The sequence below is a fragment of the Iodidimonas sp. SYSU 1G8 genome (genome assembly GCF_039655775.1).
Classification (GTDB): domain Bacteria; phylum Pseudomonadota; class Alphaproteobacteria; order SMXS01; family SMXS01; genus RI-34.
This window is the reverse complement of the sequence record NZ_JBBYXJ010000002.1, coordinates 71,710-88,030: the sequence shown is the minus strand read 5'-3', so window position 1 is coordinate 88,030 and position 16,321 is coordinate 71,710. Positions and strand designations below refer to the sequence as shown.

15 protein-coding genes are annotated in these 16,321 nt (G+C 65.7%); 11 read left to right on the top strand and 4 right to left on the bottom strand.

What is annotated here, in order from left to right; all coding sequences use genetic code 11:
* Positions 1-3: 3 nt before the first annotated feature.
* Positions 4-804, bottom strand: a complete 801-nt coding sequence (gene ubiE, locus WJU17_RS11370) for a bifunctional demethylmenaquinone methyltransferase/2-methoxy-6-polyprenyl-1,4-benzoquinol methylase UbiE (RefSeq protein WP_346327515.1) — start codon at positions 802-804, stop codon at positions 4-6.
* 56 nt (positions 805-860) lie between these two features.
* On the opposite strand from ubiE, the gene mutM reads away from it, so the two are divergent.
* The 10 genes from mutM to WJU17_RS11320 all read left to right on the top strand — a co-directional run bounded on the left by mutM (position 861) and on the right by WJU17_RS11320 (position 13,300).
* Positions 861-1,706, top strand: coding sequence for a bifunctional DNA-formamidopyrimidine glycosylase/DNA-(apurinic or apyrimidinic site) lyase (mutM, locus tag WJU17_RS11365; protein WP_346327514.1), 846 nt, complete (start codon positions 861-863; stop codon positions 1,704-1,706).
* Between the two features lie 78 nt (positions 1,707-1,784).
* A complete protein-coding gene (locus WJU17_RS11360) occupies positions 1,785-2,561 on the top strand; it encodes an enoyl-CoA hydratase (RefSeq protein ID WP_346327513.1) in 777 nt (258 codons plus the stop codon).
* A 100-nt stretch (positions 2,562-2,661) separates the two neighbouring features.
* Complete coding sequence (gene rpsT, locus WJU17_RS11355) at positions 2,662-2,928, top strand: 30S ribosomal protein S20 (protein WP_346327512.1); 267 nt, start codon at positions 2,662-2,664, stop codon at positions 2,926-2,928.
* A 374-nt stretch (positions 2,929-3,302) separates the two neighbouring features.
* The gene (locus WJU17_RS11350; RefSeq protein WP_346327511.1) at positions 3,303-3,722 is read left to right on the top strand and encodes a rhodanese-like domain-containing protein; all 420 of its coding nucleotides are present in this window, start codon (positions 3,303-3,305) and stop codon (positions 3,720-3,722) included.
* Between the two features lie 69 nt (positions 3,723-3,791).
* Positions 3,792-5,174 carry a chromosomal replication initiator protein DnaA gene (gene dnaA, locus WJU17_RS11345; RefSeq protein ID WP_346328940.1) on the top strand — a complete coding sequence of 461 codons (1,383 nt, stop codon included), beginning with the start codon at positions 3,792-3,794 and terminating at the stop codon, positions 5,172-5,174.
* Between the two features lie 212 nt (positions 5,175-5,386).
* Positions 5,387-6,502, top strand: coding sequence for a DNA polymerase III subunit beta (gene dnaN, locus WJU17_RS11340; RefSeq protein WP_346327510.1), 1,116 nt, complete (start codon positions 5,387-5,389; stop codon positions 6,500-6,502).
* A 27-nt stretch (positions 6,503-6,529) separates the two neighbouring features.
* Positions 6,530-7,723: a DNA replication/repair protein RecF gene (recF, locus tag WJU17_RS11335; RefSeq protein ID WP_346327509.1), complete on the top strand. Its 1,194-nt coding sequence runs from the start codon at positions 6,530-6,532 to the stop codon at positions 7,721-7,723.
* On the top strand, positions 7,716-10,160 hold the full coding sequence (gene gyrB, locus WJU17_RS11330; protein WP_346327508.1) for a DNA topoisomerase (ATP-hydrolyzing) subunit B: 2,445 nt from the start codon (positions 7,716-7,718) through the stop codon (positions 10,158-10,160). The genes recF and gyrB overlap by 8 nt, the downstream gene beginning before the upstream one ends.
* A gap of 218 nt (positions 10,161-10,378) precedes the next feature.
* Positions 10,379-12,217 (top strand): PBP1A family penicillin-binding protein, encoded by a 1,839-nt coding sequence (locus tag WJU17_RS11325; protein ID WP_346327507.1) that lies wholly within the window; start codon positions 10,379-10,381, stop codon positions 12,215-12,217.
* Between the two features lie 78 nt (positions 12,218-12,295).
* Positions 12,296-13,300 carry a polysaccharide deacetylase family protein gene (locus WJU17_RS11320; protein WP_346327506.1) on the top strand — a complete coding sequence of 335 codons (1,005 nt, stop codon included), beginning with the start codon at positions 12,296-12,298 and terminating at the stop codon, positions 13,298-13,300.
* On the opposite strand, the gene WJU17_RS11315 is transcribed toward WJU17_RS11320, so the two are convergent.
* The 3 genes from WJU17_RS11315 to WJU17_RS11305 all read right to left on the bottom strand — a co-directional run bounded on the left by WJU17_RS11315 (position 13,297) and on the right by WJU17_RS11305 (position 15,646).
* Positions 13,297-13,737, bottom strand: coding sequence for a YcgN family cysteine cluster protein (locus tag WJU17_RS11315; RefSeq protein ID WP_346327505.1), 441 nt, complete (start codon positions 13,735-13,737; stop codon positions 13,297-13,299). The genes WJU17_RS11320 and WJU17_RS11315 overlap by 4 nt on opposite strands.
* 7 nt (positions 13,738-13,744) lie before the next feature.
* Positions 13,745-14,983 carry a polyhydroxyalkanoate depolymerase gene (gene phaZ / locus WJU17_RS11310; RefSeq protein WP_346327504.1) on the bottom strand — a complete coding sequence of 413 codons (1,239 nt, stop codon included), beginning with the start codon at positions 14,981-14,983 and terminating at the stop codon, positions 13,745-13,747.
* Positions 14,984-15,061: 78 nt separating this feature from the next.
* On the bottom strand, positions 15,062-15,646 hold the full coding sequence (locus tag WJU17_RS11305) for an SCO family protein (protein ID WP_346327503.1): 585 nt from the start codon (positions 15,644-15,646) through the stop codon (positions 15,062-15,064).
* Between the two features lie 84 nt (positions 15,647-15,730).
* Between WJU17_RS11305 and WJU17_RS11300 the strand changes: the two genes are divergently transcribed.
* A complete protein-coding gene (locus WJU17_RS11300; RefSeq protein WP_346327502.1) occupies positions 15,731-16,312 on the top strand; it encodes an ankyrin repeat domain-containing protein in 582 nt (193 codons plus the stop codon).
* Positions 16,313-16,321: the final 9 nt, after the last annotated feature.

Below are 16,321 nucleotides of genomic sequence, written 5' to 3'. Positions count from 1 at the left end.
CGGTCAGATCCGCCAGCCGGAATGCAGCGCGACGATGCCGCCCGACAGGACCCGGCAGGAAACCCGGCCGAAGCCGGCGTCCTCGATCATGCCCTTGAAGGTCTCGCGATCGGGAAAGCGCCGGATGCTCTCCACCAGATAGCGGTAGGAGTCGGCGTCGCCCGCGATCATCCGGCCCAGTCGTGGGACGATGTTGAACGAATAGAAATCGTAGAGCGCCTCGAGTGGCCTGATCTCCACATTGGAGAATTCCAGGCACAGGAAGCGTCCACCCGGCTTCAGCACGCGGCGCGCCTCGCGCAGGGCGGCGGGAATGTCGGTCACGTTGCGGATGCCGAAGGCGATGGTGTAGGCGTCATACCGTGCCGACTCGAACGGCAGGGCTTCGGCATTGCCGACGACCCAGTCCAGATTGTCCAGGCGGCCCGCGTCGACAGCGCGGTCGCGGCCTACGCTCAGCATGGCCTCGTTGATGTCGCACACCGTGACGGCGGCGGGCGTCCGGCCTTCCGCCAGCGCCTTGTTGGCCGAATCGAGAATCCGAAACGCGATATCGCCCGTCCCGCCGGCCACATCCAGCAGGCGCATGCCCGGGCGCGGCTTGAGCCAGTCGATCATGGCGGACTTCCACACGCGGTGGACGCCGCCGCTCATGGCGTCGTTCATGACGTCGTAGCGGGTCGCCACGGAATTGAAGACGCCGCGCACCAGCGCCGATTTCTCGGCCCGGCTGACCTCGCGGAAGCCGAAGCTGGCGCTCCTTTCGGTGGAAGGGGCTGTGTTTTCGCCGTGATCCTCTATCATGCGGCGCACCTTACCCCAGCCGATCCGGCGGAACCAGAAGCGTTACTGAACATCTCATGCCCGAATTACCCGAGGTTGAAACCGTCTGCCGCGGTCTGCGGCGCGCCATGGAAGGCCGGACCCTGACCAGGGTCACGGCGCGGCGGCCCGATCTGCGTTTTCCTCTGCCGCCGGATATGGGCGAGCGGCTCAGCGGGCGCAAGGTCGAGCGGATCGACCGCCGTGCCAAATATATCGTGACCCACCTGGACGATGGCCAGGTGCTGGTGATGCATCTGGGCATGTCGGGCCGGATGAATCTGTGGGCCCCGCGCGAGGGCGACGAGGCGCCGCCGCCTCTGGCGACCCACGATCATGTGGTGTTCGAGGTCGGCAATGGCAGCCGCGTGGTCTTTCACGACCCGCGGCGTTTCGGTTTCATGGCCCTGACCCGTGAGGAGGATCTGGCCTCGCACCCGTTCTTCGCGCTGCTGGGTCCCGAGCCGCTGGGCGATGTTTTCACCGCGGATTACCTGTCCGCCGCCCTGCAGGCGAAGCGGACCCCCATCAAGGCCGCGCTGCTCGACCAGCGGGTGGTCGCCGGCCTGGGGAACATCTATGTGTGCGAGGCGCTGTTCATGGCGGGCATATCGCCGCGCCGACTGGCCTGTTCGGTGTCGGGCCAACGTGCGGAGAGGCTGGTTCCCGCCATTCGCGACGTGCTGGAGAAGGCCATCGCGGCAGGCGGGTCCAGTCTGCGCGATTACGCCCAGGTCGATGGCGAGCTCGGATATTTCCAGCACGCCTGGAAGGCGTATGGACGGGAAGGCATGCCGTGCAGCGAGCCCGGTTGTGGCGGCACCATTTCCCGAATCGTCCAGAGCGGCCGCTCCACCTTCTTCTGCGGGGCGCATCAACGCTGACGGCGGGTTCTTGCGCCCCGCGCCAAGCTCTGTCAAAACGCCCTCAGCCCATTCTGGCAGCCAATCCGGGAGGAACCCATGTCCTACGAAACCATCATTCTCGACATTCGCGGCAAGGTCGCGCTGATCACCCTCAACCGTCCGAAGGCGCTCAACGCCCTGTGCGGCCAGCTCATGGACGAGCTGACCGACGCGCTGCTTGGCATCGAGAAGAACGCGGACATCGGCTGCACCGTCATCACCGGCAGCGAGCGGGCCTTCGCGGCCGGCGCCGACATCACCGAGATGAAGGACAAGAACTACATCGACGTCTTCACCGAGGATTTCATCACCAGCAACTGGGAAACCGTGACGCGCACCCGCAAGCCGGTGATCGCGGCGGTCGCCGGTTTCGCGTTGGGCGGCGGCTGCGAGCTCGCCATGATGTGCGACTTCATCATCGCCGCCGAAAGCGCCAAGTTCGGCCAGCCGGAGATCAAGCTGGGCGTCATCCCGGGCTCGGGCGGCACCCAGCGCCTGACCCGTTTCGTCGGCAAGTCCAAGGCCATGGACATGTGCTTGACCGGCCGCATGATGGATGCCCAGGAAGCAGAACGCTCAGGCCTCGTCAGCCGAATCGTGCCGAACGACCAGCTGATCGACGAGGCGTTGAAGGCGGCCGAGATCATCGCCGGCATGTCGCGCCCGTCGGTCATCGTCGCCAAGGAGGCGATCAACCGGGCCTATGAAACGACCCTGTCGGAAGGCGTGCGGTTCGAGCGCCGGACCTTCCACGCGCTGTTCGCCTTCGATGACCAGAAGGAAGGCATGGGCGCCTTCGCCGAGAAGCGCCCGGCCCAGTTCAAGAACCGCTGAGGGACCCGCGTCCCCTGGCTCCCATCAATGGTTGACGGGTGAGGGCGCAGGCCTTATAAGCCGCGCCCTACTCGTGATTTAGCGTTGAAACGGAACAAAAATGGCAAACTCGCCGCAAGCACGTAAGCGTATCCGCCAGACCGAACGTCGTACGGAAGTGAACCGCGCCCGTCGCGGCCGCATCCGCACGTTCATCAAGAAGGTGGAGAACGCGCTGGAAGCCGGCAAGCTCGACGAAGCCGCCGTGTTCCTGAAGGAAGCCGAGCCGGAAATCATGCGCGGCGTGTCGAAGGGCGTCATCGCCAAGAACACCGCCTCGCGCAAGATCTCGCGCCTCAACCAGCGCCTGCGTACCCTCAAGGCCTAAGGGCCTTCGCGACTCGGTGACCGGTCCGCGCGCGGACCGGTCGTTGTCGCCTCCCCATGCCACGGACCCGCTGGAATGCGCCTCGGCACGTTCGCCATATCTAGTGGCGCCTTCATCGAATCTACATAGACGTGTCACAATTTGGCGAAAGCTCCACGGGGCGGTTGCCAATGGCGGAAGATTTGTTACTCTCTCCCCCCAGACTCGGTGACGGGCGGGTTCCTGCAAGTAACAATTCTGCAACATCGAGGCTCAAACGAGGGCCGGCGCAGGGTTTGTCTTTAAATCATCTTGTGAATACTTGACGATGACGTGTCCCTATTCGGAAATGCTCTTGTTTTTCCGATCTGTTGGCGGTGGAGGATTGAGCGGTAATGGCTGAGTACGCGGGTGACTTGTCTCCTAAAGATGCCTGGACTTTGCTGGAATCCGAGCCGGACGCCCGGCTGGTCGACGTTCGCACACGCGCCGAATGGACCTATGTCGGCACCGCCGACCTGTCGCCGCTCAGTAAAAAGCCGCTCCTCATCGAATGGCAGTCCTTTCCCGGCGGCCAGAGGAACGACCGATTCGCCGACGAACTCGAGGCGGCGGATATTCCCAAGGATGCGCCCATTGTCTTCCTATGTCGCTCTGGAGCCCGCTCGGCGGCTGCGGCGACGCTGATGACCCAGCGGGGCTATCAGCGCTGCTACAACATCCTGGAAGGTTTCGAGGGTGATCCCGATGCCGAGCGGCACCGGGGCCGGATCAATGGGTGGAAGGTGCGCGGCCTGCCCTGGACGCAGAACTAGGGGCGGGCCATGACCAGGGAAACGCCCCGGCTCGGGGCCGAGTCAAACGATGTGGTGAGCGCGGTGGTAATGGCCCCCTGGCAGGACGCATGGCAGCGGATTCGCGCCCGTCTGCGCGGTGAATTCGGCGACGCGGCGTTCGATAGCTGGCTCAAGCCGCTTTCCCTGCTGCGGGCAGAATCGAACAAGGTGCTCATCGCGGTGCCGACGCGCTTCATGTGCGACTGGGTGAAAACCCACTATCTGGGACGAATCGCTGATTACTGGCGCCAGGAAACCGGCGCGGCCATCGATGTTGAACTGGTCGTCAATGTCCAGGCCAGTCAGCCCGCGCCAGCCGTGGCGACGCCTGTTCCCGTCAAGAGCGCGCGCCCGCGCCAGGGCGGCGACAACAATGGCGAAGAGATCGACGCGCCGGTCGAATCCTATGGCGCCCCGCTCGATCCCCGCTTCACCTTCGACAGTTTCGTGGTCGGCAAGTCAAACGAGCTGGCCCATGCGGCGGCGCGCCGGGTGGCGTGCAACGCCAAGGTCCAGTTCAATCCGCTGTTTCTCTATGGCGGCGTCGGCCTGGGCAAGACCCATCTGATGCACGCCATCGCCGCCGAGATCAAGGCGCGTACGCCCGAGCGCCGGGTGCTGTACCTGTCGGCCGAAAAATTCATGTACCAGTTCATCCGGGCGATTCGCTTCCAGGACACCATGGCGTTCAAGGAGCAGTTCCGCTCGGTCGATGTTCTGATGATCGACGACGTGCAGTTCATCGCCCACAAGGACGCGACACAGGAAGAGTTCTTCCACACGTTCAACGCGGTCGTGGACCACAACCGCCAGGTGATCATCTCCGCCGACCGCTCGCCGTCCGATCTCGAGGGGATCGAGGACCGTATCAAGTCGCGCCTCGGCTGGGGCCTGGTCGCGGATATCCACCCGACCGACTACGAGCTGCGCCTCGGCATCCTGCAGTCCAAGCTGGAGATGATCGGGCGCATCGACATGCCCAACGAGGTCACCGAGTTCCTGGCGCGCAAGATCGTCTCCAACGTGCGTGAATTGGAGGGCGCCCTCAACCGGGTCACCGCCTATTCCGATCTGGTCGGCCGGCCGGTGACGCTCGAGATGGCGCAGGAGGTTCTTCAGGACCTGATCCGCTCCAACGACCGGCGCGTCAGCATCTCGGAAATTCAGCGCCACGTGGCCGAGTATTTCAACGTGCGCCTGTCCGACCTGCTGTCGGCCCGCCGCGCCCGCGCGGTGGCCCGTCCGCGCCAGGTCGCCATGTACCTGTCCAAGCAGCTGACCTCGCGCAGCCTGCCCGAGATCGGACGCAAGTTCGGGGGCCGCGACCACACCACGGTGATGCACGCGGTGCGCCGCATCGAGGAGCTGCGCGAGACCGACAGCGGCCTCGATCAGGACATCGAGAACCTGCGCCGCACGCTCGAGAACTGACGCCTGCGTCCCGGCGATTCGGAGCGGAGCCCGGCGGGCGTCCGCCCGACTTTTGCGTGCCATTCCCGCCCTCGTCTGCTAGAGTCTCCGTCCGGTTGACCCCGGTCTTGGGGACATGTCTTCCGGGCCTGCGCGCCGGCCTTGCCGGTGGTCAGGAAACGATAAGAAAGACAAGGGCTTAACGGCCTTCACATCAACTCAGTTAAGAGCCCATGAAACTTACAATCGAACGCGCGGCGCTCTTGCGGTCGCTGGGCCACGTGCAAAGTGTCGTCGAACGCCGCACGACCATTCCGATCCTGTCGAACATGCTGCTCGAGGCGGCCGATGGCCGGCTCAACCTGACGGCCACGGATCTGGATCTCGCCGTGGTGGAATCCGTCGCCGCCGACATTTCGGCACCGGGCGCGATCACCACGCCGGCGCACACCCTCTACGACATCGTGCGCAAGCTTCCCGATGGCTCGCAGGTCGAGCTCGAATATCGGGGCGGCGAACAGCGCCTGACGCTTAGCGCGGGCCGTTCGCGCTTCGTGCTGGCCTGCCTGCCGCGCGAGGATTTCCCGGTCATGTCCGAGGACGCGCTGCCGCACCGTTTTCCGCTGGCCGCCGCCGACCTGAAGCGCCTCATCGACAAGACCCGCTTCGCCATCAGCACCGAGGAAACCCGTTTCTATCTGAACGGCATTTATCTGCACGTGTCCGATGGCGCCGAGCCGACGTTGATCGGCGTCGCCACGGACGGTCACCGTCTGGCGCGGGTGCGCCTGCCCATGCCGAAGGGCGCGGCGGGCATGCCGGGCGTCATCGTGCCGCGCAAGACCGTGCAGGAAGTGCGCAAGCTGCTTGATGAAGCCGACGGCATGATCCAGGTCAGCCTGTCCGAGAGCAAGATCCGCTTCGATTTCGAGGATGCGGTGCTCACCTCCAAGCTGATCGACGGCACCTTCCCCGATTACGTCCGGGTCATCCCGTCGAATAACGACCGCGACCTGGAAGTCGATGCCCGGCTGTTCGCCGAGGCGATCGACCGTGTATCCACCATCTCCAGCGAGAAATCGCGGGCGGTGAAGCTGATGATCGACACGGATCGGGTCACCCTGGCGGTGAACAGCCCGGACAGCGGCTCGGCGACCGAGGAACTGGCCGCGGGCTATTCGTCCGAGCCCATGGAGATCGGCTTCAACGCCCGCTATGTCCTGGACATCATGGGCCAGATCGAGGGCGACACGGTGCGTGTGTCGTTCGCCGACGCGGCCGCCCCCACGCTGGTGCGCGACGGCGGCGACGATGCCGCCCTCTACGTGCTGATGCCGATGAGGGTCTAAAGGCGCGGGAGCGCGTCCGGAAAGCGAATGCTGCAAGCGGAACACCATGCGAAGCGGGCGGCGGAACCCGAGGCGGCGGCGCTGTTGCTGGCGGTGACGCGACTGACCCTGACCGATTTCCGCAACTACGCCGCGGAACGGATCGAGGTGGCGGCGCGCCCGGTGGTGCTGACCGGAGCCAATGGCGCGGGCAAGACCAACGTGCTCGAGGCGCTGTCCTATCTGACGCCGGGGCGTGGGTTGCGCGGCGCCCGCCTGCCGGATCTGTCGCGGCTGGGCGGTGCGGGCGGCTGGGCCGTGGCCGCGCGGATCGAAACGCCTTCGGGTACGGCCGCCATCGGCACGGGTGTCGAAGGCCGGACGGATGACGAGGACGACGCGGCCGAACGGCGCGTGGTGCGCATCGACGGCGCCCCCGCGCGCGGTCCCGCGGCACTGGCCGACCTGATCCGCGCGGTCTGGCTGACGCCGCAGATGGATCGGCTGTTCGTCGAGGGGCGCTCCGACCGGCGGCGGTTTCTCGATCGCCTGGTCCTGGGCTACGACCCGGACCACGGCCGGCGTGTCGGCGCCTATGAGCGGGTGACGCGTGAGCGCATGAAGCTGCTGCGCGATGGTGGCGGCGACGATACGTGGCTGACGGCGCTCGAGGCGCGCATGGCGGAACAGTCGGTGGCCATCGGCGCCGCGCGGCGCGAGGCGGTGCTGCGGCTGCGCGGTGCGCTGGCGGCTGGAATCGGGCCGTTTCCCCGCGCTGAACTGACCGTTCGCGGCTTTGCCGAGGACATGCTCGCCGAGCATGCGGCGGTCGAGGTCGAAGGGCGCCTGCAGGCGTTGCTCCGGCGCAACCGTGCGGCGGACCGGGATGCGGGCCGCACCCAGGAAGGCGCGCACCGCGCCGATCTGGAGGTGGTGCACCTGGCGAAGGGCCTGCCGGCCGCGCTGTGCTCGACGGGCGAGCAGAAGGCGCTGCTGGTGGCCGTGGTGCTGGCCGACGCCCGGCTTCAGGCGGTGCATCGGGGCGCGCCGCCGCTGCTGCTGCTCGACGAGGTGGCGGCGCATCTGGACGAGGCGCGCCGCGAGGCGCTGTTCGACGAGATTATCGCGCTCGGGTCGCAAGCCTGGATGACCGGGACCGACCGCGCGCTGTTTGAACGATTGACGGGAGCGGCGCAGTTCCTCTGCGTCGCGCAAGGCAAGGTGACCAAAACTGATGTCTAACAGCGAAGACAACCACCAAGAGCCACAGAACGACGGATCCGACTACGGCGCGGATTCCATCAAGGTCCTGCGTGGTCTCGACGCGGTGCGCAAGCGCCCCGGCATGTATATCGGCGACACGGAAGACGGCTCGGGCCTGCACCATCTGGTGTTCGAGGTGACCGACAACGCCATCGACGAATCGCTGGCCGGCTATTGCGACGACATCCGCGTGGTGCTGCACCCCGACGGCAGCGTCTCGGTGACCGACAATGGCCGCGGCATTCCGACCGACATCCATACCGAGGAAGGTGTCTCGGCGGCGCAGGTCATCATGACCCAGCTCCATGCCGGCGGTAAGTTCGATCAGAACTCCTACAAGGTCTCGGGCGGCCTGCACGGTGTCGGTGTGTCGGTGGTGAACGCCCTGTCGGAATGGCTCGACCTGCGCATCTGGCGCGCGGGCCAGGAACATTACATGCGCTTCCATCATGGCGAGCCGCAGGGCGATCTGGTCGCGGTCGGCCCGTCCGAGGGCAAGACCGGCACCCAGGTTCGCTTCCTGCCCTCCACCGCGACCTTTGGCCAGATCGTGTTCGATTACGACCGGCTGGAGCACCGGCTGCGCGAGCTGGCGTTCCTCAACTCTGGCGTGCGCATCAACCTGGCCGACCAGCGCCATGCCGAACACAAGCAGGTGGCCCTGTTCTATGAAGGCGGTGTCGCGGCGTTCGTCAGCTATCTGGACCGCAACAAGACGGCGCTGCATGCGCCGCCCGTTCTGGTCACCGGCGAGCGCGACGGCATCACCGTGGAAGCGGCGCTGCAGTGGAACGACAGCTATCACGAGAACGTGCTGTGCTTTACCAACAACATTCCCCAGCGTGACGGCGGCACCCATCTGGCCGGCTTTCGCGCCGCGCTGACGCGCACGGTCAATAGCTATGCCAACCAGGCGATGGGCGCCAAGAAGGACAAGGTGCCGCTGACCGGCGACGACGCCCGCGAAGGCCTGACCTGCGTGCTCTCGGTGAAGGTACCCGACCCCAAATTCTCGTCGCAGACCAAGGACAAGCTCGTCTCGTCCGAGGTGCGGACCGTGGTCGAGAGCCTGATCAACGACAAGCTGAATCAGTGGCTCGACGAACATCCGTCCGACGCCCGGATCATCGTCGGCAAGGTGATGGAGGCGGCGCTGGCCCGCGAGGCGGCCCGCAAGGCGCGCGAGATGACCCGTCGCAAGGGCGCGCTGGACGTGGCCAATCTGCCGGGCAAGCTGGCCGATTGCCAGGAGCGCGATCCCGCCCTGTCGGAACTGTTCATCGTCGAGGGTGATTCGGCAGGCGGCTCGGCCAAGCAGGGCCGTGATCGCGGCCGCCAGGCCGTTCTGCCGCTGCGCGGCAAGATCCTCAACGTGGAGCGTGCCCGCTTCGACCGCATGCTCGGATCCAACGAGATCGGCACCCTGATCACGGCGCTGGGCACCGGAATCGGTCGCGACGACTTCAATCTGGACAAGCTGCGCTACCACAAGGTCATCATCATGACCGACGCCGACGTCGATGGCGCTCACATCCGGACCCTGCTGCTGACCTTCTTCTACCGCCAGATGCCGCAGCTGATCGAGGCGGGGCATCTCTACATCGCTCAGCCGCCGCTGTTCAAGGTCGCGCGTGGCAAATCGGAAGTCTACCTGAAGGACATGCCGGCGCTGGATCTCTACCTGATCGAGGCGGGTATCAGGGACATGGTGCTCTCGCTCCATGACGGCACCCAGCGCGCGGGCGAAGATCTCCGTGCCCTCGTGCAGCGGGCGGCCCGGGTGAAATCGCTGCTCGATTCACTGCCGGCCCGTTATTACCGCGCCCTGCTGGAGCAGCTGGTCATCGTTGGTGCCATGAACTCGGACCTGCTATCCGACCGCGGGTCGGCCGAACGCATTCTGGGGGACGTGGTCGCGCGCATGGACGCGCTCTCGCTGGAGGCCGAGCGGGGCTGGGTGGGCGCGGTCGCCGACAATGGCGGCCTGGTGTTCTCGCGTGAGCTGCGCGGCGTGCGCGAGGAGCATGTGATCGACGCGGCCCTGTTGGATTCCGCCGAGGCGCGCGCGCTCCATGCGATGGCGGGCGAGTTGCACCTCACATACGAGCAGCCGGGGATCCTGCGCTACCGCGACGAGGTGGTGAAGATTTCCTCGCCGCTGGAGCTGTTCGAGGCCGTCATCACCCTGGGCCGCAAGGGAATCAGCGTGCAGCGCTACAAGGGCCTGGGCGAGATGAATGCCGACCAGTTGTGGGAGACCACCCTTGATCCGGACGCGCGTACCTTGCTGCAGGTGAAGGTCAGCCATGGCGACACGGCGGATGAGATGTTCTCCAAGCTGATGGGCGATGTGGTCGAGCCGCGCCGCGAGTTCATCCAGACCAATGCCCTGCAGGTCGCCAATCTGGACATCTGATCGCATGCCCGTCCATTACGAGACGGCAACAATATTTTCGCGTGGAGGCTTGCGGGTCTCCACGCGCTCCCCGGCCATCCTATATCCAGTCGTGTTTTGACAACCGCCGGGTCGAGAGGTTAGACAGCCCCCATGCAGGCCGCCGCCAACACGCCCTGATTCCGTCATTGTCCCCGCTTAAGGTGCCCGCTCGTCGCGCCGGGCAAACTGATTGATCCATGGCCTCATCCAAGAATTCCGAGACACCCCGCAAAACACCCGCCAGGAAAACCGGCCCCGCGCGTAAGCCGGGCAGCTGGAAGCGGTCCGTCTTCGCATGGCTTCTCGCCATCGCCGCCGGCGCGGGCGGCGTGCTCGTGCTGGTCGTCGTCTGGTGGGCGCTGGAGCTGCCCGACGTGGACAAGACGCTGGCGGAGAACCGGCCGCCGGCGATCACCATTCTCGACCGGCATGGCGCGCAGATCGCCGCCTATGGCGGCGTCGGCGGCGAATGGGTCAAGCGCGGGCAGATGCCGGATCATCTGATCAAGGCGGTGCTGGCCATCGAGGACCGCCGTTTCTACAGCCATGAGGGCGTGGACTTCTGGAGCGTGCTGCGGGCCATCGTCGCCAATCTGCGCAGCGGCGACGTGGTTCAGGGCGGCTCCACCATCACCCAGCAGTTGGCCAAGAATCTCTTCCTGACGCCCGAGCGCCACATGAAGCGCAAGGTGCAGGAGGCCATGCTCGCCTATGCGCTGGAGCGGCGGCTGACCAAGGACCAGATCCTCGAGCAGTATCTGAACCGGGTCTATTTCGGCGCCGGCGCCTATGGCGTCGAGGCGGCGTCGCGCCGCTATTTCGCCAAGGAGGTCGAGGACATCAATGTGCAGGAAGCCGCGCTTCTTGCCGGTCTGCTCAAGGCGCCGTCGGCTTATTCACCGCTCAACGACGCCAAGCGCTCGGCGGCGCGCACCTCGCTGGTCCTGGATGCCATGGTCGACGCTGATTTCCTGCGTCAGCCCCAGCGCAAGTCGCTGAAGATGCCCCGGATCGCCTCGCGCGCGGCCGGCGACAGCGCGCGCTATTTCACCGACTGGGTGATGGCCGAGCTACCCCAATATGTGGGCGAGCCCACCAGCGACCTGACCGTGCGCACCACCTTCGAGCCCGCCGTGCAATTCGCCGCCCAGCAGGCGCTGACCGATGCCCTCGACGGCGCCGGTCCGGCCGCGAAGGTCGGCCAGGGCGCCGCCGTGATCATGACCTCCGACGGCGAGGTTCGCGCCATGGTTGGCGGCCGCGACTATCAGCAGAGCGAGTTCAACCGCGCCGTGCGTGCCCTGCGCCAGCCCGGTTCCGCGTTCAAGCTGTTCGTGTATCTGGCGGGCTTCGAGGCAGGCTACGATCCCAACTACGTCATGCGGGATTCACCGGTCATTCTCGACGGCTGGCAACCCCAGAACTATGCCGGAGAGTTCCGCGGGCCGGTGACCTTGCGGACCGCGTTCGCGGATTCGATCAACACCGTCGCGGTGAAGTTGGCCAACGCGGCGGACCAGGCGACAGTGGTCCAGGCCGCGAAACGGCTTGGCATCACCACGCCCATGAGTTCCTTGCCCAGTGTGTCGCTCGGCGTCACCGAGGTGCGGCTGGTCGAGCTGACCGCCGCCTACGCGGCCATCGCCAATGGCGGTTACGGCGTCTACCCCTATGCCATCGTGGAAATTCGCGACGGCGACGGCAAGCGCGTGTTCCGTCACAAGGACAACAAGGAGCGGGTCGTGGCCCCACAGCAGGTCGCCCAGCTCGACGAGGTGCTGCGCGCGGTGGTTTCCTATGGCACCGGCACGGCCGCGCGGCTGCCCAACCGGGTCGCCGCGGGCAAGACCGGTACCAGCCAGGAATGGCGCAATGCCTGGTTCGTCGGCTACACGGACCGCTATGTCGGCGGCGTCTGGCTCGGCAATGATGACAATTCCCCCATGAACCACATCTCGGGAGGTGGCCTGCCGGCCCGGATCTGGAAAGACATCATGGTCCGGGCCGACAGCGCCAGGCAGACCCGCGCCGATTGACCGGCGCGCCGGAACGCGGCTTGCGCATCATCGGTCGATGCCGGAAAGTGCGGGAAGCGCAGGTCCCGGATTGGTGGAATGGCGGATTTCAAGCGGCGTATTGCAAGACTGCCGGCATCGTCCGCGCCCGTGTTGCTGGTCGTCATCGATACGGAAGAAGAATTCGACTGGTCAAAGCCGTTCAGCCGGACCGGGCATTCCGTCGAGGCGCTCGCCGAGATCGGCCGGGCCCAGGATCTGTTCGAGCGCTTCGGCATCGTCCCGGTTTACGCCGTTGACTACCCCGTGGCGGACCAGCCGGCCAAGGCTCGCCATCTGATCGACGCGGCGGCGTCCGGCAAGGCTCTGGTCGGCGCCCAGTTGCACAGCTGGGTCACGCCGCCCTTCGAGGAGGCCGTCAGCCGGGTCAACTCCTATCAGGGCAACTTGCCCGCCGCGCTGGAGCAGGCCAAGCTGGACGCGCTCGCCGGGCGCATCACCGAGAGTTTCTCGGTCAGGCCGGTCATCCACAAGGCAGGCCGGTACGGCATCGGCCCGGCGACCCCGGCGATCATCGCCGATCTGGGTTTCCAGATCGATTTGAGCATCTGCGCGCGGTTCGACGGCCGTGGTGATGGCGGACCGGATCATTCCGCCTACGGGGCGGATCCGTTCTGGTTCGGGCCGGGCGGCGACCTGCTGGAGCTGCCGTCCACCGCCGGATATGCCGGCCTGCTGGCCGGGCAAGGCCAGGCGCTGCATCGCATTGTCGGCGGGCGGCGCATGGAGCGCTTGCGGGTCAAGGCGGCGTTCTCGCGCCTCGGCCTGCTCGAGCGGCTTCGGCTCTCGCCGGAAGGATACGCGCTTGCCGACCTGAAGCGACTGACCCGAAAGCTGCTCGCCGACGGCGTGCGGGTGTTCAGCTTCAGCTTTCACAGTCCGTCACTACGGCCCGGCTGCACGCCCTATGTCCGCGACAAGGATGACCTCGCGCGCCTTCTGGCGACCTGCACAGGGTATTTCGAGTTTTTTCAGAGCGAGATCGGCGGTCGGTTCTCGACGCCGTTCGACGTGCGAGACGTCCTGCGCGGGGCCGAGGCCTAAAGCTCCCAGTCCACCAGATGCTGAAACAGATCGTCGGCCTCACGCTCCGAGACCACCTTGCCGCGCACGGAAATACCGGCCTTGTGGACGCTGTCCGGATCGCCGGACACCAGCGGATGCCACCATTCCAGGTCCTTGCCTTCCGACAGCAGCCGGTAGGCGCAGGTGCGCGGCATCCAGTTCAGGCCGACCACGTTTTCGGGCGTCAGCACCAGGCAATCGGGCACCAGCCGCTGACGCTCCATGTACTTGGTACAGCCGCATCCCTGCGTGTCGAGCAGACGGCAGCAGACATTGGTCTGCAGGATTTCCCCCGTATCCTCGTCCTCGAGCTTGTGCAGACAGCAGCGGGCGCAGCCGTCGCACAGGGATTCCCACTCGGTGCGGGACATCTCCGCGAGTTGCTTGGTCTTCCAGAAGGGGGCGGGCTCGTTCACGGCGTCGCTATGCGGCGGAATGGTCGAATTTGCGGATGAAATCCTTCACCCGGGGCGCGATCTCCGTATGCCAGCGCCGGCCGTTGAACACGCCGTAATGGCCCACGCCCGGCTGCACGTAATCCTCGCGCATGCTCTCGGGCAAATTGATGCACAGGGAATGGGTCGCCTGGGTCTGGCCCGGACCGGAAATATCGTCGCGCTCGCCCTCCACCGTCAGCAGCGCCGTCTTGCGGATCGCCTCGGGCTTCACCAGCCGGTCGCGATGCACCATCATGCCGCGCGGCAGCAGGTGCTGCTGGAACACCACCCGGATCGTCTGCAGATAATACTCCGCCGGCAGATCCATCACCGCCATGTATTCCTCGTAGAACTCCCGGTGCTTCTGGGCGCTGTCGCTGTCGCCGTCGCCGTCGACCAGTTGGTTGTAATAGTTCACGTGGGATTCCACATGCCGGTCCCAGTTCATGGCAAGGAACCCGGTCAATTGCAGGAAGCCGGGATAGACCCGCCTCAGGAAGCCGGGCGCATTCGCCGGGACATGGGTGATCAGGTTCTTCTCGAACCATTCATAAGGCCGCTCCTTGGCCAGCTTGTTCGGCGTGGTCGGGCTTTTCCGGGTATCGATGGGGCCGCCCATCAGGGTCATCGAGGGCGGCACGCACGGATCATTGTCCTGCGACATCAGCGCGATGGCGGCGAAAACCGGCACCGCCGGCTGGCACACGGCCATCACATGGGTGTTCGGCCCCAGCAGGTGCAGATAGGCCATCACATAGTCGATGTAGTCATCGAGGTCGAACGTGCCCTCGCTCACCGGCACGTCGCGCGCGTCGCGCCAGTCGGTGATGTAGATGTCATGATCGGGCAGCAGGGATTCCACCGTGCCGCGCAGCAGCGTGGCGTAATGGCCCGACAGCGGCGCCACCAGCAGCAGGCGCGGCTGACCGTCCGGCGCGCCGTCGCGCACGAAGTGCCTGAGCTGGCAGAAGGGCCGCCGCCCGACGATTTCCTCGCGCACGGGGATCTCGCGGCCCTCGATGGTGGTGGTCGGCAGGCCGAAGGCCGGCTTGTCGAACCGTCTGGTCGTCTCCTCGAAGACCGCGCAGGCGGCGGAAATCGCCTTGCCTGCCCAGGTCTGCGACCAGGGATTGAACGGGCTGGAGAACACGTACTGGCCGGCTTCCGCCATCAGCCGCGCGGGCTGAAGGGCAAAGCGTCCAAGTTCGTGGGTATTGTAAAGCATGGGTCCAGCGCTCCAGGTGATGGGGTATTCAATCTGAAGCGATTTCAGGAAATTGCAACCTGCGAGAGATTCCGGCGGTCAGAGCAGCTTGCCGAGCCGGGCGGCCATCTCGTCGGCCGACACGCCGAAGTTGAAGTGTTCGATGTAGCGGCCCTCGCAATCCATCACGTAGACGTAGGACGAGTGGTCCATGGTATAGGCATCGGGCGCGTCCGGCCGCTCGGCCTTGGCGTAATAGATGCGGTACGCCTTGGCGGCCCGTTCGATCTGCTCCGGCGTGCCGGTCAGCCCGATGAACGACGCGTGGAAATTCTTCAGATAGTCGCCGAGCACCTCGGGCGTGTCGCGTTCCGGATCGACCGTCACGAACACCGGCGTGAACCGTGCGGCGCCGTCGCCCAGCTTGTCGAGCGCGTCGCTGATGTGCTGAAGCTCGGTCGGACAGATGTCCGGGCAGTAGGTGAAGCCGAAATAGACGATCCGGTACTTTCCTTTGAGGCTCTCGTCGGTGACGGTCTTGCCGGCCGTGTCGACGAGCTCGAACGCCCCGCCGACGGGAACGCCGGGATCGCCTTTCGCGCGGCAATTGCCGTCGCCGCATCCGGCGAGGGGCACGGCCGCCAGAACGAGCAGGGCGAAGAGAGCGGAAAGCAGGAGACGCATGGCCGGGTTTCCAACTGGGGTGGGTTGGGCTAGGTTCGCCCTATATATAGGCTCGGACGCCGACACAGAAGGATCAAGGGCAGCATGATGACATATTGGGGGCGATTGGCCGGCAAGCTGGTCCTGGCGCTGACCGCGCTGTGCTTTGTCGCGGGTGGCGCCATGGCGCAGATGACCTCGGACGCCGAGTTCATCCGCAACGTCCGCAAGCAGTCCTATGGCGAGGTGCTGCCATATCTGGTCAATGGCGGCAATCCCAATGCCCGCGAGCATGACAGCACGCCCGCGCTCGTCGTGGCGGTCTCCATCGGCGACCCCAGCCTGGTCAAGACCCTGCTCGAGTACAAGGCCAACCCCGACCTGTTCAATCGGGCCACCGGCGAGACCGCGCTGATGCGGGCGGCGACCCAGAAGGACCTCGCCTCGGCCCAGTTGCTGGTCTACTACAAGGCCGACCTTAATATCGGCGACAAGCGCGGCGAGACCGCCCTGATCAAGGCCGTGCGCGCGAATGCTCCAGACATCGTCGAGCTGCTCGTGCAGATGGGCGCCGACGTGGATCTGGCCGATTACACGGGAATGACGCCGGAGGATCACGCCGAGCGTATCCGCAATCAGCGGATCATCAAGGCGCTGCAGACCAAGCCGGCCGCGCCTGCTTCCTGATCGGGCGGA

What these genes read in the sequence shown, in the direction of transcription:
- ubiE (WP_346327515.1), bottom strand. Translation starts at nt 804, where the DNA reads ATGATAGAGGATCACGGCGAAAACACAGCCCCTTCCACCGAAAGGAGC.
- mutM (WP_346327514.1), top strand. Translation starts at nt 861, where the DNA reads ATGCCCGAATTACCCGAGGTTGAAACCGTCTGCCGCGGTCTGCGGCGC.
- WJU17_RS11360 (WP_346327513.1), top strand. Translation starts at nt 1,785, where the DNA reads ATGTCCTACGAAACCATCATTCTCGACATTCGCGGCAAGGTCGCGCTG.
- rpsT (WP_346327512.1), top strand. Translation starts at nt 2,662, where the DNA reads ATGGCAAACTCGCCGCAAGCACGTAAGCGTATCCGCCAGACCGAACGT.
- WJU17_RS11350 (WP_346327511.1), top strand. Translation starts at nt 3,303, where the DNA reads ATGGCTGAGTACGCGGGTGACTTGTCTCCTAAAGATGCCTGGACTTTG.
- dnaA (WP_346328940.1), top strand. Translation starts at nt 3,792, where the DNA reads ATGGCCCCCTGGCAGGACGCATGGCAGCGGATTCGCGCCCGTCTGCGC.
- dnaN (WP_346327510.1), top strand. Translation starts at nt 5,387, where the DNA reads ATGAAACTTACAATCGAACGCGCGGCGCTCTTGCGGTCGCTGGGCCAC.
- recF (WP_346327509.1), top strand. Translation starts at nt 6,530, where the DNA reads ATGCTGCAAGCGGAACACCATGCGAAGCGGGCGGCGGAACCCGAGGCG.
- gyrB (WP_346327508.1), top strand. Translation starts at nt 7,716, where the DNA reads ATGTCTAACAGCGAAGACAACCACCAAGAGCCACAGAACGACGGATCC.
- WJU17_RS11325 (WP_346327507.1), top strand. Translation starts at nt 10,379, where the DNA reads ATGGCCTCATCCAAGAATTCCGAGACACCCCGCAAAACACCCGCCAGG.
- WJU17_RS11320 (WP_346327506.1), top strand. Translation starts at nt 12,296, where the DNA reads ATGGCGGATTTCAAGCGGCGTATTGCAAGACTGCCGGCATCGTCCGCG.
- phaZ (WP_346327504.1), bottom strand. Translation starts at nt 14,983, where the DNA reads ATGCTTTACAATACCCACGAACTTGGACGCTTTGCCCTTCAGCCCGCG.
- WJU17_RS11305 (WP_346327503.1), bottom strand. Translation starts at nt 15,646, where the DNA reads ATGCGTCTCCTGCTTTCCGCTCTCTTCGCCCTGCTCGTTCTGGCGGCC.
- WJU17_RS11300 (WP_346327502.1), top strand. Translation starts at nt 15,731, where the DNA reads ATGATGACATATTGGGGGCGATTGGCCGGCAAGCTGGTCCTGGCGCTG.